Here is a 21992-nt window from a genome sequence, read left to right as displayed (position 1 = left end):
TCTCACGAATCCGAAAATGAAAAGCGTGAGCATCGTTGGACTTCTTTTCTTTCATTGGTTGAGTCGTTAAAGAGTCAACCATATCTACAAAAAGACATAGATTGCTTTCTTTATTAATTACTCAAAAACAGATATTATGGTATTTTCGGGAGAAAACATTTTATTAATAGGTTCCATCCTATTATTCTTTAGTATTGTGGCAAGTAAAACAGGATACCGTTTTGGCGTTCCTGCTTTGTTATTATTCCTTTTTGTTGGTATGCTTTTCGGAAGTGACGGATTAGGGTTACAATTCAACAATGCATCCGAAGCACAATTCATCGGTATGGTATCTCTTAGTGTTATATTGTTCTCGGGAGGGATGGACACTAAATATTCAGAGATTAAACCAGTTATTGCACCCGGCATTGTTTTGTCTACTTTAGGTGTATTTCTCACAGCTTTATTTACTGGGGTATTCATTTGGTTTATAACGGGCATGGAGTTTACCAATATACACCTTCCTTTCCTCACCAGTTTACTACTGGCAGCTACAATGTCTTCTACCGATTCGGCATCGGTCTTTGCTATTCTGCGCTCACAGAAGATGAACTTAAAACACAATTTACGCCCCATGCTCGAATTAGAAAGTGGTAGCAACGACCCTATGGCTTATATGATGACTATTGTAATGATTCAGGTTATTGGTTCAGCCGGAATGGGTATAGGTCAAATTGCCCTTTCTTTTTTAATTCAGTTTGCCGTAGGTGCCGGTGCCGGTTATCTGTTAGGAAAGCTGGCCATTTTTATGCTCAACAAACTTAATATCGATAATCAATCTCTTTATCCTATTTTATTGCTTGCTTTTGTTTTCTTTATATTCTCCTTTACCGACAGAATAAACGGGAATGGCTATCTTGCTGTTTATATAGCAGGAATGATGGTAGGAAACAACAAGATTCCTTATCGAAAAGACACCGCCACCATTATGGATGGATTAAGTTGGTTGTGCCAAATCATCATGTTCCTCTCACTTGGTTTACTGGTTAACCCGCACGAATTATTGGATATTGCTCTGGTAGCTTCTCTTATCGGAATCTTTATGATTATTATTGGTCGCCCACTAAGTGTATTCTTATGCCTTTTACCATTTAAAAACATAAACCTCAATTCAAAGCTTTTCGTTTCGTGGGTTGGACTTAGAGGTGCTGTACCTATTATATTTGCAACTTATCCTGTAGTTGCAAATATTGAAGGTGCCAACATTATTTTTAATATTGTATTCTTTATCACCATACTTTCATTAATTATACAGGGAACTACTATTCCTTTTGTGGCTCGTTTGCTCAACCTATCTATTCCGTTAGAAAAAACAGGAAATGATTTTGGTATCGAGCTTCCGGAAGAGATAAACAGCAACCTGCGGGATGTTACAGTAACATTGGAAATGCTTGAAAAAGCAGATACACTTAAAGATATGGATCTTCCTATAGGAACCCTTGTTATGATAGTGAAAAGGGAAAACGAATATTTGATTCCTAATGGTACGTTGAAACTCAAAGAAGGTGATAAACTACTACTTATCTCGGAGAAAGAAAAAGGAATACTTAGATAACAAGTTATCTAACATGAGAAAATCTTAATCTATGTTACAAAACATACATTTATTCGTAAATAATTTGCAGTAATCAAGAAAATACGTACATTTGTATTGTGTTTTTCATAGTATTAGATTTAAGGTTAACAAAGGTTGGAGTCAGGCGTGACTCCTTTTTTTATATCCATAACTAAGCTCAATAAAGAAACAGCTCCTCTACCAACCCTTTTAATTCTCTAATCCCCTATAAACAAAAAGGGTTACCTTATTACTAAGGCAACCCCATTATTCTATCATTATTTACTCTGATTATTCAGCAATAACTTCGAAAGGTATTTCTACGCTTACTTCTTTATGAAGTTTCACAATTGCTTTATAAGCACCAACTTCTTTCACTGAATCTTTCACCACAATAATCTTTCTATCGATGCTGAAACCTTTCTTTATCAACTCATCAGCAATTTGAAGGCTTCCTACCGAACCGAAGATAGTTCCGGTAGAACTAACTTTAGTAGCAATAGTTAATGATACTCCTTCAAGTTTAGCAGCAAGTTCTTCTGCATCTTTTTTAATTTTTTCCAGTTTATGAGCACGTTGTTTCAACTCTTCGGCCAACATTTTCTTAGCAGAAGGAGAAGCAATAATTGCTTTTCCGGTAGGAATTAAATAATTACGTCCATAACCGCTTTTCACAGTTACAATGTCATTCTTATATCCTAAATTTAAAATATCTTCTTTCAATATAATTTCCATACTATTCCTCCTTCTTTTATTTCATCATGTCAGTTACAAATGGAAGCAACGCTAAATGACGAGCTCTTTTCACTGCTTGAGCAATTCTACGTTGGAACTTCAAAGAAGTACCGGTAATACGACGAGGAAGAATTTTTCCTTGTTCGTTCAAGAACTTCTTCAAAAACTCAGGATCTTTATAATCGATATACTTAATACCACTCTTTTTAAAACGGCAGTATTTTTTCTTCTTAACATCTACTGAAGGTGGAGTTAAATATCTGATTTCTGATTGATTTTGCTGTGCCATGATTAGTTATCCTCCTTTTTAGTTGATTTCATATTTCTTCTTTTTGCAGCATATTCTGCAGCATACTTATCCATTCTGAAAGTCAGAAAACGGATTACTCTCTCATCACGACGGTAGTTAAGTTCTAATTTAGCAATTACTTCCGGATTAGCGTTGAACTCAATCAGTGTATAGAAACCTGTGGATTTTTTCTGAATTGGATAAGCCAACTTCTTCAATCCCCAGTTCTCCTCATTGATGATCTCAGCACCTTCTGCCTGAAGAATGCCTTTGAATTTTTCTACCGCTTCCTTCATCTGATTATCAGATAAAACGGGAGTTAAAATGAAAACGGTTTCGTATTGATTCATACTCGTTTAAATAAAATAATTAATTGTTTTTATTAAATGCGAGCGCAAAGGTAGTATATTAAATTGAAAATGAAAATTTGAAAGTTGAAAAATATAGGTTATATCTTCATTTTTATATTCTTGTGCTGGTTTCTAAACTATTCTAACTCTACACTTTAACTATATATAATATATTGTGCTATGTAATTTTCTGTTTTCAACTTCTCATTTTCAATTTAAGAACTATCTTTGTAGTTGCTTAAACAATAATTTATGATAGAACAATTCAATTTCAATATCAAACTCATTTTTGCGATACTGAATGGTAAAGTTTCAGCAGCAATAAACCGAAAACTTTATCGTAACTTTCGTCAAAACGGTTTGGAAATTAGCCCGGAACAGTGGACAGTTCTTTTATTCCTCTGGGAAAAGGATGGAGTTACCCAGCAAGAGTTGTGTAATGCAACTTTTAAAGACAAGCCAAGTATGACACGCCTCATTGACAACATGGAGCGCCAACATCTTGTAGTTCGCATATCAGATAAAACAGACAGGCGAACTAACCAAATACATCTCACCAAAACCGGAAAAGAAATGGAAGAAAAAGCACGTGAGGTAACTACCCAAACATTGAAAGAAGCCCTACAAGGAGTCAGCATTGAAGATTTAACAATCAGTCAAGAAGTCTTGCGCAAGATTTTTAATAATACCAAAGATTAATTATTTGCTTAAATTCAGAGCCTATTCAAATTTCCCACAGAATCATTCTCATTAGGATGCTTTCGTTTTTTCTTTAGTACTCTTTTTGTGGTTTAACAACCTAAAAATAGCACCAAATAAAAAAACGAGCAAAATTTAAACAGGCTCTCAAGTCATTTAATAGTTTTTTTGCATAAATAATTTCTTCCATTAAAGAATTATGCTTTAATTTGTGAGCAAGAATATAATAATCTAATAAAATACACACAAATGAAAGGTTTATTGAAAAGCTTAGGTATAATCTTAATTTTAGCTGGAGCAATTGTATTAGTTGTATGTGCTCTCACCGGAAATGTTAATAACAATGCCATTTTGGGTACATCTGCTGTAATGATTGTGGTTGGTTTAGTTGCATACATCATTATCAATAAAAAAATTACTGATTAAAAAGCCTTCTAAAAGACAACAATAAGAAAGCCTTGAAAGTATCATACTCTCAAGGCTTTTCTTATTTAATATATAATTCTCTTTTTCCTTACCCCTCAATTTCAGGAGTAATCAATTTATATCCCTTACCATGGATATTAATGATTTCAATGCTTTCATCAGCCTTCAAGTGCTTACGAAGTTTAGTGATATACACATCCATACTACGAGCATTGAAATAGTTATCATCTATCCAAATAGTTTTCAGGGCAAAGTCGCGTTGCAGAATCTCATTGGCATGTGCACAAAGCAATGCAAGCAATTCCGATTCTTTAGTTGTTAATTTGGTATGTTTACCATCGATAGAAAGAATTTGTTTTTGAGTATCAAATGTAAATTTACCTATTTTATAGATACTGCTTTCTTTGTTTTTCTTTCCACGAACACGACGAAGGATAGCTTCAATTCTGAAAGTCAACTCTTCCATACTGAAAGGTTTGGTAATGTAATCGTCTGCACCAATTTTAAAGCCTTCCAGAATATCTTCCTTTAATACTTTAGCAGTTAAAAAGATAATCGGAATTTCAGCATTGATAGCACGTACTTCCTGCGCCAAAGTAAAACCATCCTTTTTAGGCATCATTACATCGAACACACATAAATCATATTTATTCTTCAAGAAAGCTTTATAACCAGCTTCTCCATCGGAGTACAATTCTGCGGAATATCCTTTTGCCTGCAAATATTCTCTTAAAAGCATGCCAAGATTTTCGTCATCTTCGCACATCAAAATACGCAATTTTTCTTCCATATTACTTAATGTTTTAATAAAGGTAATGCTATAATAAATTTAGTTCCTACGTTATAATCACTTTCTACCCTAATGGTACCTTTGTGATCGGTTATTATTTTCTTCACATAAGCAAGTCCTAAGCCGAACCCTTTCACATCGTGCAGATTACCAGTATGCACTCTATAAAACTTATCAAAGACTTTCTTCAAATTTTCTTTCTTAATTCCAATACCGTTATCTTCTATCGAAATCATCAATCTACCCGGCTCATTCCAAGTTCTTACATTTAGCAGAAGATCTTCTTCCGGCTTTTTATACTTCACCGCATTATCCATCAGATTAAAGATAACATTGGTGATATGCATTTCATCAACAAATATAACAGAATCCTTTGCACTTAAATCGGAAGTTATTTTTCCATTATACTTCTCTACTTTCAGAGTGAAAGTATTAATAACTCCGGTTATCATTTCATTGGCATCCAACTCTGCCATCTTTAAGATAGCTTTTTGTTTGTCGAACATCGACATCTGAAGCACTTTCTCAACCTGAAATCTCAATCGCTTCGTTTCATCATTTATAACTCCTGATATATGCTGGAACATCTGGGGCGACTTTCCTACACTTGGATCCTTCAACATCTGAGCTGCCAAAGATATCGTAGATATCGGAGTTTTAAATTCATGCGTCATATTGTTAATAAAATCATTCTTCATTTCCGAAAGCTTTTTCTGACGGAACACACTATAGATCGTGAAGATAAACGTAATCAACAGCACAACAGTAAATATCATCGAAGGTATCATAAAAGACACTGAACGATAGATAGAACTCTCCCTTGCAGGAAAATGCACCTTTATTGTATTCATCTTTGCCGGCGGATCATTTGGAAAAAGAATTTGTGTATAAGAATACTCACTTCCTTTATCTTCCCAATCCGAACAGCGGTAAACTTCACGTCCCTTTCTATCAATAACAGAAAAATGGAACGGTATGTTTATACTATTGTTAATAAATTCCGATTTTAAATAACTATCTATTTTACGAAAGTCTACTCTTTCGCTCAAAGGCTTACTATTTGCCTTCTGTATAATTTGCAAAGCTACTTCATTCAACAGATAACTCTGATACATATATCTGTTCTTGACAATTTCAGCCAGGTTTTTAGACGTTTGCGGAATAGTACTCATCCCTTGTTTTCTCATTGAGATGTCTTTAGGAAGCTGCGTGCTGCTCTTCATTCTTTGCAACTCATAAGAAGAAATAACTGTTCCATCGGGAGTTGTAACTGTAATCTGTTGTCTTTGAATCAGATCATCAAGAGATCCCGGCGTAATCCCCCTCATTTCATTCTGCCTTATATCGTCACTCAACCACTTCAGCGTTTCATCATACTCTATATTTTTGGAAACTTGATATAGGCTACGCTTTACGGAAGCGTCAAATTGATCATTATGCGTCCTTACCATTTCCTCAATATACCTAACCTGTAGATAAAGTAAACTAAGGAAAGAAAGACCCATTACTATTCCTAATATCCAAATTGTCGATTTCTTCATAACACAAAATTAACACTTGCTAATTAACATTCCTAACAAATTAACCTGATTTAACCGAAGGTTCTCGTTAATTAACCGAAGAACTGTTTTAAGGTGATAATTTGGCAATTACAACAAAAAAGGTTCTTACTTTGTTTGCGAATTTAATAAAAAATTAAGGCTCTAAAGGAAGCAAAAAAGAAAGCCACGGTCCTCTTTTACTTTATAAAAAGAGAAACTGTGGCTTTCATGCATATATACAACAACTTATTCTTCGGTCTGTTTAGCTTCAAATTCTTTAATCAGCTTATCTTGTACATCCGAAGGAACAAGTTCATAACCGGAGAATTTCATGATAAATGATGCACGCCCTCCTGTTAGTGAGCTTAAAGCAGTGGAGTAAGAGGCCATTTCTTTTAATGGAACTTTAGCCACAAGCTTTTCGAAACCTTTTTCGCTACTCATACCCATAATCATGGCACGACGTCCCTGAAGATCGCCCATTACATCTCCCATTCTATCAGAAGGAACAAATACTTCCACATCATAAATAGGTTCAAGGATTTTTGGGCCTGCATTCTTAAATGCCTCGCTAAATGCGTTACGTCCGGCAAGCATAAATGATATTTCATTGGAATCTACCGGGTGCATTTTACCTTCATATACAATCACACGTACATCACGGGCATAAGAACCGGTTAACGGACCTTGTTCCATACGAGCCATTACACCTTTTAATATAGCAGGCATAAAACGGGCATCAATAGAACCTCCCACAATACTGTTTACAAAGATCAACTTACCTCCCCATTCCAATGGAATTTCTTCTGTGCCACGAACTGATATTTTAAATTCCTGTCCGTTGAACTTATAAGTCTCGGGTATCGGCATACCTTCTTTGTAAGGCTCTACAATTAAATGTACCTCGCCAAATTGTCCGGCTCCACCCGATTGTTTTTTATGACGATAATCAGCTCTTGCAGCCTTAGTAATAGTTTCACGATAAGGTATACGCGGCTCTTCAAACTTCACTGCTATCTTTTCATTGGTTTCCAAACGCCATTTCAAGGTACGCAGATGGAATTCTCCTTGTCCATGTACTATTGTCTGACGAAGTTCTTTGGATTGTTCAACTACCCAAGTAGGATCTTCTTCGTGCATACGGTTGAGAGCAACCATCATCTTTTCTACATCCGATTCATTCACAGGTTTGATGGCACGTGAATACTTAGAATTCGGATATTTAATAAAGTCGAATTTATAATCGCAATCTTTTCCGTTCAGTGTATTTCCTGTTTTTACATCTTTCAGCTTCACGGCTGCACCAATATCGCCTGCTTGCAATTGTTCTACCTTAACACGATTAGAGCCGGCTACCACATACATCTGAGCTATACGCTCTTTAGAGCCACGATCTGCATTAAGAAGATCATCTCCTTCTTTCACCGTACCACTCATTACTTTAAAGTAGGAAACCTCACCAATATGCGGTTCAACACTTGTTTTAAAGAAATAAAGAGAGGTAGACGCTTTAGGATCCGGAGCCACTTCTTTAGCTTCTGCATCCATAACTTTAGGCATATCAGATACAAAAGGAACTACATTACCCAAGAATTCCATCAAACGGCGCACGCCCATGTCCTTACCTGCACATACGCAGAATACGGGGAACATACCACGCGAAATCAATCCTTTACGAATACCTTCGCGCATTTCATCTTCGGTAAGAGATTCTTGCTCGAAGAATTTTTCCATCAAATTTTCATCATTCTCTGCTGCGGCCTCCACCAATGCTTTGTGCATTTCCATGGCTTTGTCCATTTCTTCAGCAGGAATATCTTCTATGATAGGTGCTCCACCCTCAGGTTTCCACGAATATTTCTTCATTAATAATACATCTATTAATGAACTAAATTCCGGACCTGTTTTAATTGGGTACTGAATAGGTACCACCTTTGAGCCGTATGCTTCATGCAACTGCTCTAATATGTTATCGTAATCGCACTTGTCATTATCGAGTTGATTTACAAGGAAGATTACGGGTTTATCAAATTTTTCAGTATAACGGAAGTGATTCTGAGTTCCCACCTCCACGCCATATTGGCCATTAAGAAGTATAATTGCAGTGTCGGTTACGTTAAGGGCGGTCACTGCTCCACCAACGAAGTCGTCCGAACCCGGACAGTCAATGATATTTAATTTCTTGTTGTTCCACTCTACATGCAATACAGTAGAGAAAACCGAATACCCATACTCTTGTTCTACCGGAAAATAGTCGCTAACAGTATTCTTAGCAGCTATAGACCCGCGGCGTTTTATAACTCCACTCTCGAAAAGCATTGCTTCCACGAGAGTGGTTTTCCCAGAGCCAGAACTTCCCAATAAGGCAATGTTCTTGATTTCGTTAGTTTGATATACTTTCATAACATATTAAGATTTAAAAATGAAAGAATAAACATACGTTCGTATGCTTTTATTTAGTGATTCGCAAATTATAAATTAATGATGTCAAAAACAATTAAAGTGGTTGTGTTATTAAACATGTTTTTAAATGCTTAACTTTGCAATAGAATAAAGAACACCTATAAAAGGCTTTTAAACATGAATAAGTTGCTTTTTTTATTAGCTTGCATTTACTGCATCCTTCTCACCGGATGTGCTTCCAAAGAGGCTAAACCTCTTATTGGTATTTCCTGCTCTTACCCCGACAGTATGTTCTCTTCTGTTCGGAAAACCTATTCGGAGTCGATCATAAAAGCGGGAGGTATCCCTCTATTAATACCGGTTACAGTAAAAGAAGATGTTTTGACAGAAATTATCTCGCGCATGGATGGGCTTATCCTGATAGGCGGAGAAGATATTTGTCCCTCCTATTATAAAGAGGAAGCTATACCGGAATTGGGAAGAGTAAACGGTATCCGGGATGTATACGATCTCTTACTTATTCGCCTTGCCTCCGAGCGCAAACTTCCTACACTGGGTATTTGCCGCGGACTTCAAGCCGTTAATGTAGCATTCGGAGGGAGTTTGTACCAAGATATTCCAAGTCAATATCCTGATACCACCGTCAATCATAACCAGAAGGAACCCAGCAGCATAACCACTCATCTGATTAAATTGCAGCCAGGCTCCATCATTGCTACTATTACAGAAAAAGAGGAGTTGATTACGAATACGCATCATCACCAGGCCATTAAAGATATTGCACCCGGTTTTAAAGCTACTGCGTGGAGTACAGACGGAATTATAGAAGCCATAGAATCTACCATCGAACTTCCTATTTGGGCTGTACAATTTCATCCGGAAGGGCAAGCTATTAATGATGATCCGGTTATGCTCTCCTTTTTCAAATTCTTAATAAAGCAAGCATCCTCAAAATAATGGCAGGTATTTATATACATATTCCTTTTTGCAAAACACGTTGCATTTACTGTGATTTTTACTCTTCTACCCGTTCCGAATTGAAAGAACAGTATATTCATGCCCTTTGTAAAGAGCTAAAAGCAAGAAAGGAATATCTTCGGGGAGAAACAATAAAAACGATTTATTGGGGAGGAGGAACTCCCTCTCAACTTGCCGAAGAAGATTTTCGGCAGGTATTTGATACTATAGAAGATATCTACGGACTAAATACGGCTAAGGAGATAACTCTTGAAGCGAATCCGGACGATCTTACTCCCGAATACCTTGAAATGCTTGCCTCTCTCCCATTCAATCGTTTAAGTATAGGTGTACAAACGTTCAATGAAGAAACACTTCAACTTTTAAAACGGCGTCATTCTGCCCAACAGGCCATAGAAGCTTTTGGTAATGCCCGTAAAGCGGGTTTTCAAAACATCAGCATTGATTTAATGTACGGACTGCCGGGAGAAACAGTTGATAGTTGGGCAAAGGATCTTTCCACAGCTATCAATTTAAAACCCGAACACCTGTCGGCTTATCATCTTATATATGAAGAAGGTACTCCTTTATTTAATATGTTGCAAAGCTCCCAGATAAAAGAGGTAAACGAAGAAAAAAGCCTTCTTTTCTTTCAGATGTTGATGGAACAGCTTAAAAAGGCAGGTTATGAACATTATGAAATATCTAATTTCTCTTTGCCGAGACTCCAATCACAACATAACACTTCTTATTGGGAGGGTGTACCTTACTTAGGTTGTGGAGCTTCGGCACACTCTTTCAATAAAGACAGCCGGGAATGGAATGTATCTTCTATAGACGCCTATATAAAAGGTATTGAAACAGATAATCGTGTATACGAAATCGAAACATTGGACAAGAACACACAATACAATGATTATATCATCACTTCGTTACGCACCAACCGGGGAATTGATATATCCCGACTTACTGAAGAATTCGGAAAAGAATATATGGAGTATTGCTTCCATACAGCTCAGAAATATCTGAAGAATGAAGAATTAAAGCTGGAAAACAATCATCTTATATTAACGCAAAAAGGAATCTTTGTATCCAACAGTATTATGAGTGATCTGCTTAAAGTGTAAATATTGAGTTAATTCACCACAGAGGATGCAGAGAACACAGAGGTTTTCTCTCTGTCTTCTGTGGTGAGAATCTCCTTTTCAGGATGATTTAACGTTTTTAACCTACTAATTTTTATTCGTAATAGGTAATACTGCGGGTAATTACCGGCAGTTTCTCTTTCTTTCCGGTAGGTGCACCTGCATTGCTATCCCACTTCTGGGTAGTACCTTCGCGTTTAGTCCAGTTTCCTTTTTTATCGTACGTATAGGTATACTCTTCTACGCTATCTATGAAAAGACCATACTCATCATCTTCCCATTTTAGTTTTTTGCGAGATACCACTTCGTTCTTATCATCATATACAATGTCAGAGCCATTTATATCCAATTCTACAAGTTTGCCTTCGGCATCAAATACATATCTTTCATAATCTTGCGACATTTTAGATACATAAAGCTTTCCGTCTGCCTCATCGTACTTGTAGCTTGTATCATTGAAGCGTCCACCTTTCTTATCCGATATTTTCTGTAATATGATGCGTCCTTGTTTATCATAACTATAAGCTTGAGTCTGCCCTTTCTTTGCATCGGTAAATTTAGATAATCTGCCGTTGTTATAAGTAAAGGTAATATCGGCATCATAATAAGATATTAGCATGTCCGTAAACCAAAGAGGCATAAATACGTCATCGAACATGGGTAGCATCCAAGCTGCTGCATTTGCTTTGTAAGTCAAGAGGTTACCTTGCCCATTGTAGGTCATGGTTACTTGCTTATCCGTATTAAAAGTAATGGTTGTGATATTACCCATTGTATCGGCTTTCAGAAGCATATTTCCTAAGTCCGGGTATCCTTTCATTTCCATCTGCTTTACCTTACCTCTGAAATAAGCAGGTTTACTGTAGTCAATGTTTAACACTTCTTCTTCGCTATCGGAAGATGCCTTTTTATTGCCCGAACAGGCAGATAAAGAGATGCAGAAAACTGCAATCAATAAATAAAATAATTGTTTCATCTGATTTTATAATTTATATTAATAAAGCATCCATTTACCATCTACTTTCACCGCAATATGCTCCTTTTCTTTCGTTTCACCATCGGCAAAGGTTAGCTTTACAGTAACTTCAGCAGCTTCTGCTTCGGGCAAAAGTCGGCTTTCGGTTTTGTAGTAAGCACCGCCTTTATCATTCAATACAAGTTCTACACTTTTCAATGGTTCATAGAAAGGAAATACTACAGCCGACAAGTTACCATTTTTTTCTTTAATACGCTCATCATATTCTGCATTCATTTTCTCTCTTTCTTTCTCGGTACCTCCTACAAAGCGTACAGCCATCAGGTCTTTAAACCTAAGATCATTCTTGATTATGTACTCATAGTATTGCACTACACATTTATCAGGAGTTGATGGAGAAGAGGATGAACTACATCCTGTAAAGATAAGAATGGAAAAGGATAGAATAAATGTGCTTAGGGCTATTTTTTGTTTCATTGTTCTATAATTTATTGGTTTTAGAAATGGTTATCAGATCGATTTTCTCAATCAAAAAGTGTCACAAGTGTCACACGCCGTTCTAACAAGTTGATTTACAGGAGTAAATAGTGGGTGACACTTTTCAGAAAAGTATCACAGAAGTGTCACAAGTGTCACACTTGATAAGTGGCGTTTTGTTCCAAATTTTGATAAGGTTTTAAACACCTTTCTCCACCCGGGTGTAGAGGGTTTCTCCATCTGGGTGTAAGGAGTTTCCACATCCGGGTGGAGCATCCTCCTACACCCGGGTGTGGAAAGATATTTCAAACCGTTGCATTATATGCATGTTTATTGATAGGTGAATTCATAGGTAGCTACTGTTCCCCCATTACTGGTTGCTACTACTTTTGTGAGTAGTTCATCATCAAATGTATATTGATAGGTAATAGTTTCGTTACTAAGACCTATATCTTTATACTGAGAAATAAGGTTCTTACTCTTTTTACCAAAAATGTTTATTGCTACAGAATCCGATGTCCCGGGAATATACAATCCTTCCGTCATCCAATTAATATCAAGATTGAAGTTATTTAAGTAAGAACTATATTGGGCATATTGTGTAGCCTCACTTGTTTTATTACTGTATTCATTATAAAATACATTCTCTACTTTCACCATATTTCCATTCTCATCCCAATGACAGATTGAGTAATCATTATCCTTATAACTCTTTATGCCTCCAAGTCCTACTGTTTCATCATAACCGGATACTTTGTTTAGAAAGCCATTTTTATAGGTTAGTTCAAATAACTCATCAGTTATAATATTTTCTTCAAAATCAACATCATACCATGCACGACTAATATCTATTGCATAACCTTCAGCATTTAAAACTATATATTCCTTTCTTACTCCGTCTTTTTCCGAATTCTTATATCTACCATGAATATTCACTATATTCTTGCTCTCCTTTACAAGCCCTCCATCATAACCCATATATTCATAGTTATATATCGCCCAAGTTCCCTCACCATCATAATTAACATTATCTATTTTCTTAATTCTGTTTTCTTCATCATATAGAATAGTTGCAGTATGAATAACTCCTGGTTGATCAGACGAAGTACGCACCATCTTAGTTATAAGTTTCCCCTCTGGTTCTACGGGCTGCACAGGTTCATCTGGTTCTTTCCCCTCTTCGGTAACCCCCTCTTGAGTCACAGTAATAGTTATAGAATCTTTTCCACTTTCAATTACAATAGTAGCAGAACGCGAAGTACCTGTATAGTTAGCATCTAATTCAATAACAAAAGTAAATGTACCTGCATTTCCGCTATACTTTTCTGTACCATTAAATAAGAGGCGAAGCCATGATGCACCAGGAGCTCTTGATTTTGTGGTAGCTTTTTCGGTTACAGTAGCCGTCCAAGGTTCGGCGGCGGTAAATGAAATGCCTTCTTTACTTTCTGTATCATCGGCGTATACAATTTGGGTTTCTGTACCGGAGTTAATTTCGATGGTTTTGGTAGGGTTGTCATTGTCGCTGCTACAGGCAGAGAAGTAGCAGACACACATTGCTACAAGCAAAAAATTGAATAATTGTTTCATGTGATTGTTTTTTATTTATTTTGTTGATGGGGTTAATTCATAATATGTAATATTATATACAAGGTCAAGGTAACCATTTCTTTTACATTCAATCTGGTTCACCAAACCTCTTGAATCTAATGTATAACTGAAAGAAATTGAGGCACTATCAAACTGATCTGTAACAGTTTTTATTAAATGAGTACTTCCTTTTCCGTAATATCCCATTGCAGCAAACACCATTGTATCCCACGAGAAATCAGAACTGACAGCAAAATCCCAAGTTTCAGAGATATCAAGAAACCAATTCAAGTCTACATTCAGCAAAGAATTGTGTTGTATATCAGTATAGGTAGTTGTAGTTGTATATTGAGTTGTAGATGGTGTTTGTTGATTGTTCCAAACCATCTTTGTCAGGTTTCCATTAGTCCAGGTTAATATACGATTATTTTCAGCTATAGAGGGTTTATCTGTTTTATCTACACCAAAAGATTCGGTCATATAATCTTGATTGTTGTATGTTACTCTCCAATTAACATCTTCATGGTTTCTCTTCCCCGAAGTTATGTATCCTTTGTCGTTCAAGGTAACAGTAGTATCATGTATTTCGTCGCAATCATCATCAACCGTGTAGTTTATCTTATCTTTCTCATAAGAGATATCCATAATTGTTTTATACACTTCTTTTTCTTTTACCAATTGCAGCACTTCATCTACTTTTACCAATTGCATTTGCTTGTCATAAGAAAAATCCAGCACTTTTTTGCTATACAAGCTTCCATCTTCTTCATAATTTTTCCTATTTATTTGCTTAATGAAGTAGGTGAAATTGGAGTTGTTAACAGATTCATCCGGTTTTTTCCCCTCTTCGGTAACTCCCTCTTGGGTCACAGTAATAGTTATAGAATCTTTTCCACTTTCAATTACAATAGTAGCAGAACGAGAAGTGCCTGTATAGTTGGCATCTAATTCAATAACAAAAGTAAATGTACCAGCATTTCCGCTATATTTTTCTGTACCATCAAATAAGAGGCGAAGCCATGATGCACCGGGAGCTCTTGATGTTGTGGTAGCTTTTTCGGTTACAGTAGCCGTCCAAGGTTCGGCGGCGGTAAATGAAATGCCTTCTTTACTTTCTGTATCATCGGCATACACAATTTGGGTTTCTGTACCGGAGTTAATTTCGATGGTTTTGGTAGGGTTCTCATCATCGCTACTACATGCAGAAAAACCAACCACACAAATTGCTACAAGCAAAAAATTAAATAAATGTTTCATTCTTTTCATAATAATATTTCAATTAATAATAACTATTACCTACATCAATAGCAGGCATAACACAATATTTGCAAGTGTTCTGTACATGTATATACTCTCCCTTACCTTCCGAGATATCTATAAAATATCCGAAAAATAATATCACATACAACACCATTTTACTTACTCCTCCACTTACCTATTTTAGTAAGTTGTTCATTTTCTACTTTTATCAAATGTTTCGGGATTGAGATTTGCCGGGTACAGTTTCTATTTCCACAAATCATGTAATAATTAAGCATTTCTTTGGCAGGTATTGCCTTTTTCAATGCAACCCGTATTTTGTTGGTAGCATCGGTTATGCCACCCGGCCGGTTCAGTAATCCGTCGATAACGCTTTCCGAACGATATACATCATTCAGCTTTCCACCGCATACCTCCCGATAAATCTTCTTCAATGTATCTTTATGCACAGGAAGATCTCGATTCGATACCCCAACCGGAGACAGCAGATAAAAAATATATAACGTCTGAGCCTGATATCCTTTTATTTCAACTTTAGCATTGTCGTAATCGCCCAAAAAGATGTTGCAGTCCTTATCTATTCTTATAGAACTAAGCGAAATATTACCGGGAAGCAATGCCTTATTCAATTCATCTTCTATAACAGACTTAACCAAGGGCTCTTTTATCATTGTTTGAATAATCGTTCGGATTAAATCCTCCATAACACTTTCCATGATTAAATAATCAGACAAATTTAATCTATGATTTACAGGCTTTTCAAAAAACAATTTACCATCTGAATCCATATTAAAAACTTATTTTCTTAATTTATTCTTTTACAAGGGCTTACATTTAAATAGAGAAAACAAATCCAAGAGCAAAAACAAGTTTCATGGCTTTTCATTGTTTCGCTGTAATTCCTTACCCTTTTCATACTCTTAATAGATAAAATTCAAAAAGGTAACTGCCCAATCTTGTTTTTTTCTTAGTAAATGGATAAAAAGACTATATTTGCAGTTATTAACTATCAACGAACCACAGATGAAAACATATCTTCTTATTTTATTTTGTTTTCTAACATATTCATCTTTTATCTATCCACAAGCACATAGAGCCTTATTTGTGGCTGTTGGAGAATACCCGGAAGGAAGCGGATGGGCCGAAATACATGCGGCTAATGACCGGGAACTAATTGTTCCTTTTCTCCAAAAGAACAAATTCACGAGCCAAAACATCCAATTACTACTGAATGAGAAAGCAACCAAAGCTAATATAGTTGCTGCATTCAATAAATTACGTATTCAATCTTCACCGGGAGATTATATTTATATTCATTTTTCGTGCCACGGTCAGCAAATGGCCGATGACAATGGAGATGAAGCAGATGGTTTGGATGAAGCACTTATTCCATACAATGCCCAAAGGCGTTATAATAAAGGAGTATATGAAGGACAGAATCATTTAAGAGACGATGAACTGGAGACATTACTTAATGCCATCCGCTCTAAAATTGGAGTTTCCGGAAGTATGGTAGTGGTGTTAGATGCCTGCCATAGCGGAACAGGCACACGAGAAGGAGATGACGAGGAATTCATCAGAGGAACTTCTTATGTTTTTACGCCCGATAACTATACCCCGCCGACAGCTAATAAAAGTGCTCTAAAAACCCGCTTGAGTCAACATTCGCAAATGGCACCTCTTACTGTATTTAGTGCCTGCAAAGACAATGAGAAGAATTATGAATATTATGATGAGAAAGTTCAAAAGCACTATGGCTCATTAACTTATGCACTTTGCCGAATATTGGATAACAATCCGGCAACATACACCAGTACGCAACTGAATGACATTTTAATCAATAAAATGAAGATTATGTTTGCCAAAAAGCGATGGACTCAGACTCCTTTTTTTGAAAGTACCCACCCCAACAATTCTATAAAGCTTTGGAAATAAATGTTGCAAATGAAGTTATTTCATTGATTCGAGATAAGAATGACAGTGAAATAAAAAGGATCTATTATTTATACAGGGAATCCTTTTTCCGTTATGGAATAAACAGGTTCGAACTGGACGAAGATACGTTGTCTGATATCTATCAGGAAAGCTTTATCAGTCTTTATGATAATATTAGGAAAGGCAAGCTAACCAACCTCTCCTGCTCGCTAAAAACATATTTGTTTAAAATAGGGACTAATCAAATACTCTCCTATCTTAAGAAAAATGATAAGTATCCTCACGTGCCCATTGATCAAACTATACCGGAGTTAAATGCATATCATAACTCCGATGAATGGACGAAAGTTCAAGAGATTGTATTTCATACTGTTTCTACAATAGAACATCCATGTAATGAGATATTTAACCTCTACTATTGGCAACAATTAAAGATGAACGAAATAGCCCAAACCATGGGATACAAGAATGAACAGGTAGCCAAGAACAGAAAATCTATCTGCCTGAAAAACCTGAAAGAGCACATCTTTGGAACACTTAAAAAAGAAGACTTACTATGAATAAAGAGTGGGAAAACATCATAGATCGTTATATCCGTCATGAACTGACAAAGGAAGAATATATCGAGTTTGAAGAGTTAATGCAATCCGATCCTGAATTTGCCCGGGAAGTTAAACTCGCAGAACAAATTTCTATAAGCATTGAACGATTGAATGAAGAGAAAGCGTTGAAGGAAATGTTAAGTATAGCCACCAAGCCCAAACGTTCTCGAAAGCCTCTTTTCATAACCCTATCGGTAGCAGCAAGTATTGCTGTTATTCTATATATAGGACTCACCCCCAAATTTAGCTCCGAACAGTTATTTAACAAGTATTACACTGCACTTCCTTATGAAGAAATGCCCTCTCGAAGCGATCATATATTCACCAATGAACAGGCTAAAGACATAGAAAAGGCTATCTCACTTTATACCGACAAGAAGTATCAGGAAGCGGTAGAATACTTTCATAAAGCCATTAACCAAATCAAAATAGAAGATGTACCAGAAAATGTAGCTTTCTATGCCGCCTTATCAGAAATAGAAACAAAAGAAACTGATAATGCTTTGGAAAAACTTATTTACCTATCGGCAAATGGAGAACTATTCATGTATGACGCTAAATGGTATCTGGCATTGTTGCATTTGCAAAAAAACAATAGAGAGGAAGCCATGCAGTTATTAAATGAACTAACAGAATCTGACAACTTGTATCAAGGCAATGCTATTGAATTGATTTTACAGTTAAAATTAAAGAAGTGGTTTTAAAAAAAATAGTATTATGAGAACACAACAAATAATCTGCTTTTGTTTTTTTATTCTTATTACTTGTTTTAGTTGGGGACAGGATATAAAACAATTAAATCAAGAAGCGGCTGAACTGATTGAGAAGGAGGAGTTTAAGAAAGCCGAAGAAATATTAAAGGGAATAATCACTTCCGTATCGCAAAAAGGAGTGGCACAGTCTCAAGAATATGCCACCACTTTGTACCATGCCGCCAACCTATACTTTATAGTTGGAAATTATCCGGTAGCGAAAGAGTATTTACTGCAAGCTATGAAAATTATTCAGAAGAAAAATAATGAAAACAACATAGAGTATGCAAAATATCTGCATCTTTTGGGAGAAATATCTGCTGAAACGAGCGATTATTTAAATGCAAAAGATTATCTGGAATTAGCAGCCTCCATCCGAGAGAAAATATCCGGAAAGAATAGCTTTGAGTATGCTGAAACAATAAGTCTATTAGGAGTTCTATGTATTTATGGAGGCAATCTGGAAAAAGGAAAAAGTCTCTTAGAGCAAGCAGTAGCAATTACCAGTAAAGCACCAGATAGAGATATGTTATTATATGCAAAGACGCTACAAAATATGGCTGGTTATTATTTATATTCATATCAAATCGATTTATCCGAAGAACTTCATAAAAAAGCCATTAATATTTCATTAAAACTAAAAGGAGAAAATAGCGTTCGATATGCTTATGATTTATTAGCTGCCAGTTCAGTAGCTATCACCCAAGCTAAAGCTGATGATGCTATACATTTTTTATCAAAAGCGCATAAAATCTACAAAGAGAAATTACCGGATAGTCCACATTTGTTTATGCTATACAGTAATTACTCGGATGCATATAAACTAAAAGGGGATTACATAAAAGCAGAAGCTATATTGACAGAGGCCGTAAATCATATACGCCACTTGAAGAAGCAAACAGAAATCGTTTCCTATCCTTACTATTTACAAACATTGGCTACTATCTATACTAAATTAGGGAAATCTGATAAAATTGAGCCTATATTATTCGAAGGCATTGAAGTGTCTGAGAAAGTATTAGGAAAAGATCATGTTATTACAGTATCTTTCTTGCATTTTCTGGCTCAATTTTATTTCGGTTTGGGAAACTTCCAGAAAGCGAAAGATTTATTTATTCAAGAATGCGAAATTGCTAAAAAGAATAATTATCAGACTAACTATATAAGAGCTCTTAAAGGAATTGGAATGGTTCACTATCAAATCAATGAGTACGAAAAAGCCATGGAATATTACCAAGAAGCAATTAACGCCTGCAAATATTTTGGAGAACATAATTTTGAGTCATTACAAGTTCTTGAAGATATAACATCTCTTATTCATGAAATACAGATTTACTCTAATGATATAATCCTTGATACAGAAAGTATCAAAGATATACATACACTCATTTTATCACAATACAGGAGTCAATTTGGAGAAAACAGTATTGAATATTCAATGAAATTAAATGACTATGGCTTATATCTTGGTTATCAACAAGAGTATGAAAAAAGCATCAAATTATTGCAGAAATCATTAAGTATATTAGAGAATATCCCTGGCATCCATAGGAAAACATTTACTGCTACTGCTACAACAAACTTAGCTGTTACAATGGATGCAGCCAATTACTCTAAAGAGCAAATATATACCTTATTTGATAAAGTACTAAACTATTTAAAAGAAGCAGCTAACCTAAACTTCTCATTTCTCTCCGAAAAAGAGCGCGAAATATTTTGGTCTACACAAATGAACAAAATTAATTTAATAAAGAAGTTCCCTTATCAATCTCCGGACAGCAACTTTGGAGAATTGAGCTACAACAACGAGTTATTCATAAAAAACATTCTATTAACATCGTCTAATCAAGTTCAAAATGCTATATACAACAGCCAGGATATAGAACTTATAAAAACGTGGGAGCAGTTCAAGAAATACAAAGAGAACGCCGATATAACAACAAATAATGCTACGGAAGATGTTCTTTCTTTGGAAAAAACAATCATGCATAAGAGCAAACAATACATAGATCTTAAGGAACAATTCAACTATAATTGGAGAGATATTCAAAAAGCATTGAAAAACGGGCAAACTGCCATCGAATTTGTGTATTTTGATGACAATAGTCAAGAAACTCCTCAAACCATCTACTACGCTCTCCTTATTCGCCCAGATTACACTTCACCCAGGTTAATTCCCTGTTGCAATGAAGAAGAATTAAAAAAGCAACTCGAAAAGCCATACGAGAACGACTCGCTTTACACCTTAGTATGGTCGCCCATCGAAAATCAGCTTATGAATGCAAAAGAAATATTCATAGCCCCTACCCGATTAATGAATCGCATTGCTTTCTGTGGATTAACCGATCATAGCCACAGATCTCTTGTAGATAAATACTCCATTCGCCAAGTGATGTCTACTAAAGACGTTATCACGCTCAATGCTGGCAAAAATACAGAAAACTCACTTAAATCTATTGCTTTATTTGGAGGTTCGGACTACGATTTGTCAAACAAGGAAATGACCCAGCTTTATGCTGAACTCAAAGAGCAACAACAAAACAAAGAGCTAATGAGATCCGTCATTATTGAAGAGGGAATAAACCGCGGAAGAGGTTTCGATTACCTGCCCGGCTCAAAAAAAGAGGTGGAAACCATCGGAGGTATTCTCTCCAATCAACAATGGAATGTATCTCTTTATACCGATAAACAAGCCACAGAAGCTCATTTTAAGCACCTTTCTTCTCAATCGCCGGCAGTTATACACATATCTACACATGGTTTTTACTTCCCATTGGTAGAAAAGAAAGAAAATCAAAAGAATAACATTTATAAGATATCCGAAAATCCATTGATACGTTCCGGGCTTCTTTTCACCGGAGCCAACAATATGTGGAACTCTCCCGAAACAGTAACCGACCAGCCCGAAGACGGCATTCTTACTGCTTATGAAATCTCCAATATGAATCTTACCAACACCCAACTGGCTGTTCTATCAGCTTGTAATACAGGTAAAGGAGAGATCTTAAATAATGAAGGAACTTATGGATTACAAAGAGCGTTCAGACTTGCCGGCGTACAATCTATGATTATCACTCTCTGGGAGATTTCGGATAGCGATACCGTAATCTTTATGACAGCATTCTATAAGAACTGGACAAAAGGAGCTTCTTTGAGAGAAGCTTTTATTACTGCCCAGAAAAAGCTTAAAAATACGTATCCGGATCAGGTGGAGAAATGGGCGGGGTTTGTGCTGGTGGAGTAAAACGGCATAGTTGTGCCACGCCTGTGGCACAAGTGTGCCATGCCTGTGGCACTGCTGTGCCTTGCGCGTGGCACTGCTGTGCCTTGCGCGTGGCACAACTGTGCCAAGCCTGTGGCAATGAGTGGCACAATGTATGTTAACGTTTTTAGTTGACTACTTTCAGTCTTATTAATAGAATTGGTTGCCTCGGTTTATACTTAGTTATAAACTAGGTTGACCTTTTTCAT

20 protein-coding genes are annotated in these 21992 nt (G+C 36.1%); 9 read left to right on the top strand and 11 right to left on the bottom strand.

All coding sequences use genetic code 11. The features are described from left to right. Positions 1-136 precede the first annotated feature (136 nt). Positions 137-1594, top strand: coding sequence for a potassium/proton antiporter (locus D0T60_RS16930; protein ID WP_163219384.1), 1458 nt, complete (start codon positions 137-139; stop codon positions 1592-1594). 291 nt (positions 1595-1885) lie between these two features. On the opposite strand, the gene rplI is transcribed toward D0T60_RS16930, so the two are convergent. Genes rplI through rpsF form a run of 3 tightly spaced genes read right to left on the bottom strand, consistent with a single transcriptional unit; the run spans position 1886 to position 2968 of the window. Then, complete coding sequence (rplI, locus tag D0T60_RS16925; RefSeq protein WP_163219382.1) at positions 1886-2329, bottom strand: 50S ribosomal protein L9; 444 nt, start codon at positions 2327-2329, stop codon at positions 1886-1888. A 16-nt stretch (positions 2330-2345) separates the two neighbouring features. Continuing rightward, positions 2346-2618: a 30S ribosomal protein S18 gene (rpsR, locus tag D0T60_RS16920; RefSeq protein WP_122125219.1), complete on the bottom strand. Its 273-nt coding sequence runs from the start codon at positions 2616-2618 to the stop codon at positions 2346-2348. A gap of 2 nt (positions 2619-2620) precedes the next feature. Then, on the bottom strand, positions 2621-2968 hold the full coding sequence (rpsF, locus tag D0T60_RS16915) for a 30S ribosomal protein S6 (protein WP_163219380.1): 348 nt from the start codon (positions 2966-2968) through the stop codon (positions 2621-2623). Positions 2969-3220: 252 nt separating this feature from the next. Between rpsF and D0T60_RS16910 the strand changes: the two genes are divergently transcribed. Together D0T60_RS16910 and D0T60_RS18650 are read left to right on the top strand one after the other, a co-directional pair. Further along, positions 3221-3667 (top strand): MarR family winged helix-turn-helix transcriptional regulator, encoded by a 447-nt coding sequence (locus D0T60_RS16910; protein WP_163219378.1) that lies wholly within the window; start codon positions 3221-3223, stop codon positions 3665-3667. Between the two features lie 249 nt (positions 3668-3916). Continuing rightward, complete coding sequence (locus D0T60_RS18650) at positions 3917-4093, top strand: hypothetical protein (protein WP_203558364.1); 177 nt, start codon at positions 3917-3919, stop codon at positions 4091-4093. A gap of 88 nt (positions 4094-4181) precedes the next feature. On the opposite strand, the gene D0T60_RS16905 is transcribed toward D0T60_RS18650, so the two are convergent. The 3 genes from D0T60_RS16905 to D0T60_RS16895 form a co-directional block, all read right to left on the bottom strand. Then, entirely contained in the window at positions 4182-4883 is a 702-nt protein-coding gene (locus D0T60_RS16905) for a response regulator transcription factor (RefSeq protein ID WP_163219376.1), read from the bottom strand. Between the two features lie 5 nt (positions 4884-4888). Next, positions 4889-6424 carry a sensor histidine kinase KdpD gene (locus D0T60_RS16900; protein WP_163219374.1) on the bottom strand — a complete coding sequence of 512 codons (1536 nt, stop codon included), beginning with the start codon at positions 6422-6424 and terminating at the stop codon, positions 4889-4891. A 246-nt stretch (positions 6425-6670) separates the two neighbouring features. After that, complete coding sequence (locus D0T60_RS16895) at positions 6671-8827, bottom strand: translation factor GTPase family protein (RefSeq protein ID WP_163219372.1); 2157 nt, start codon at positions 8825-8827, stop codon at positions 6671-6673. 177 nt (positions 8828-9004) lie between these two features. On the opposite strand from D0T60_RS16895, the gene D0T60_RS16890 reads away from it, so the two are divergent. Both D0T60_RS16890 and hemW read left to right on the top strand, forming a co-directional pair. Next, complete coding sequence (locus D0T60_RS16890; protein ID WP_163219370.1) at positions 9005-9784, top strand: gamma-glutamyl-gamma-aminobutyrate hydrolase family protein; 780 nt, start codon at positions 9005-9007, stop codon at positions 9782-9784. Further along, positions 9784-10911 carry a radical SAM family heme chaperone HemW gene (gene hemW / locus D0T60_RS16885; protein ID WP_163219368.1) on the top strand — a complete coding sequence of 376 codons (1128 nt, stop codon included), beginning with the start codon at positions 9784-9786 and terminating at the stop codon, positions 10909-10911. Before D0T60_RS16890 ends, hemW begins: the two co-directional genes overlap by 1 nt. A gap of 112 nt (positions 10912-11023) precedes the next feature. Here hemW and D0T60_RS16880 read toward each other — a convergent pair whose 3' ends face one another. The 5 genes from D0T60_RS16880 to D0T60_RS16860 form a co-directional block, all read right to left on the bottom strand. Next, entirely contained in the window at positions 11024-11905 is an 882-nt protein-coding gene (locus D0T60_RS16880) for a hypothetical protein (RefSeq protein ID WP_163219366.1), read from the bottom strand. An 18-nt stretch (positions 11906-11923) separates the two neighbouring features. Continuing rightward, positions 11924-12382, bottom strand: coding sequence for a hypothetical protein (locus D0T60_RS16875; protein ID WP_163219364.1), 459 nt, complete (start codon positions 12380-12382; stop codon positions 11924-11926). A gap of 330 nt (positions 12383-12712) precedes the next feature. Further along, positions 12713-13972, bottom strand: a complete 1260-nt coding sequence (locus D0T60_RS16870) for a BACON domain-containing protein (protein ID WP_163219362.1) — start codon at positions 13970-13972, stop codon at positions 12713-12715. Positions 13973-13987: 15 nt separating this feature from the next. Next, a complete protein-coding gene (locus D0T60_RS16865; RefSeq protein WP_163219360.1) occupies positions 13988-15229 on the bottom strand; it encodes a BACON domain-containing protein in 1242 nt (413 codons plus the stop codon). Between the two features lie 158 nt (positions 15230-15387). Further along, complete coding sequence (locus D0T60_RS16860) at positions 15388-16020, bottom strand: hypothetical protein (protein WP_163219358.1); 633 nt, start codon at positions 16018-16020, stop codon at positions 15388-15390. A gap of 235 nt (positions 16021-16255) precedes the next feature. On the opposite strand from D0T60_RS16860, the gene D0T60_RS16855 reads away from it, so the two are divergent. Genes D0T60_RS16855 through D0T60_RS16840 form a run of 4 tightly spaced genes read left to right on the top strand, consistent with a single transcriptional unit; the run spans position 16256 to position 21765 of the window. Further along, on the top strand, positions 16256-17167 hold the full coding sequence (locus D0T60_RS16855; protein WP_163219356.1) for a caspase family protein: 912 nt from the start codon (positions 16256-16258) through the stop codon (positions 17165-17167). After that, positions 17158-17727 (top strand): RNA polymerase sigma factor, encoded by a 570-nt coding sequence (locus D0T60_RS16850; protein WP_163219354.1) that lies wholly within the window; start codon positions 17158-17160, stop codon positions 17725-17727. Before D0T60_RS16855 ends, D0T60_RS16850 begins: the two co-directional genes overlap by 10 nt. Continuing rightward, entirely contained in the window at positions 17724-18473 is a 750-nt protein-coding gene (locus D0T60_RS16845) for a hypothetical protein (RefSeq protein WP_163219353.1), read from the top strand. The genes D0T60_RS16850 and D0T60_RS16845 overlap by 4 nt, the downstream gene beginning before the upstream one ends. Before the next feature lie 13 nt (positions 18474-18486). Next, positions 18487-21765, top strand: coding sequence for a CHAT domain-containing protein (locus D0T60_RS16840; protein WP_163219351.1), 3279 nt, complete (start codon positions 18487-18489; stop codon positions 21763-21765). The last annotated feature ends 227 nt before the right edge of the window (positions 21766-21992 follow it).

The organism is Bacteroides sp. 224 (assembly GCF_010500995.1).
In the GTDB taxonomy this organism is placed as follows: domain Bacteria; phylum Bacteroidota; class Bacteroidia; order Bacteroidales; family Bacteroidaceae; genus Bacteroides.
Note: the sequence above shows the minus strand (reverse complement) of the source record. Positions and strands in the feature narration are given on the sequence as shown.

Coding starts and splice junctions, on each gene's coding strand:
- D0T60_RS16930 (WP_163219384.1), top strand. CDS start 137: ATGGTATTTTCGGGAGAAAACATTTTATTAATAGGTTCCATCCTATTA.
- rplI (WP_163219382.1), bottom strand. CDS start 2,329: ATGGAAATTATATTGAAAGAAGATATTTTAAATTTAGGATATAAGAAT.
- rpsR (WP_122125219.1), bottom strand. CDS start 2,618: ATGGCACAGCAAAATCAATCAGAAATCAGATATTTAACTCCACCTTCA.
- rpsF (WP_163219380.1), bottom strand. CDS start 2,968: ATGAATCAATACGAAACCGTTTTCATTTTAACTCCCGTTTTATCTGAT.
- D0T60_RS16910 (WP_163219378.1), top strand. CDS start 3,221: ATGATAGAACAATTCAATTTCAATATCAAACTCATTTTTGCGATACTG.
- D0T60_RS18650 (WP_203558364.1), top strand. CDS start 3,917: ATGAAAGGTTTATTGAAAAGCTTAGGTATAATCTTAATTTTAGCTGGA.
- D0T60_RS16905 (WP_163219376.1), bottom strand. CDS start 4,883: ATGGAAGAAAAATTGCGTATTTTGATGTGCGAAGATGACGAAAATCTT.
- D0T60_RS16900 (WP_163219374.1), bottom strand. CDS start 6,424: ATGAAGAAATCGACAATTTGGATATTAGGAATAGTAATGGGTCTTTCT.
- D0T60_RS16895 (WP_163219372.1), bottom strand. CDS start 8,827: ATGAAAGTATATCAAACTAACGAAATCAAGAACATTGCCTTATTGGGA.
- D0T60_RS16890 (WP_163219370.1), top strand. CDS start 9,005: ATGAATAAGTTGCTTTTTTTATTAGCTTGCATTTACTGCATCCTTCTC.
- hemW (WP_163219368.1), top strand. CDS start 9,784: ATGGCAGGTATTTATATACATATTCCTTTTTGCAAAACACGTTGCATT.
- D0T60_RS16880 (WP_163219366.1), bottom strand. CDS start 11,905: ATGAAACAATTATTTTATTTATTGATTGCAGTTTTCTGCATCTCTTTA.
- D0T60_RS16875 (WP_163219364.1), bottom strand. CDS start 12,382: ATGAAACAAAAAATAGCCCTAAGCACATTTATTCTATCCTTTTCCATT.
- D0T60_RS16870 (WP_163219362.1), bottom strand. CDS start 13,972: ATGAAACAATTATTCAATTTTTTGCTTGTAGCAATGTGTGTCTGCTAC.
- D0T60_RS16865 (WP_163219360.1), bottom strand. CDS start 15,229: ATGAAACATTTATTTAATTTTTTGCTTGTAGCAATTTGTGTGGTTGGT.
- D0T60_RS16860 (WP_163219358.1), bottom strand. CDS start 16,020: ATGGATTCAGATGGTAAATTGTTTTTTGAAAAGCCTGTAAATCATAGA.
- D0T60_RS16855 (WP_163219356.1), top strand. CDS start 16,256: ATGAAAACATATCTTCTTATTTTATTTTGTTTTCTAACATATTCATCT.
- D0T60_RS16845 (WP_163219353.1), top strand. CDS start 17,724: ATGAATAAAGAGTGGGAAAACATCATAGATCGTTATATCCGTCATGAA.
- D0T60_RS16840 (WP_163219351.1), top strand. CDS start 18,487: ATGAGAACACAACAAATAATCTGCTTTTGTTTTTTTATTCTTATTACT.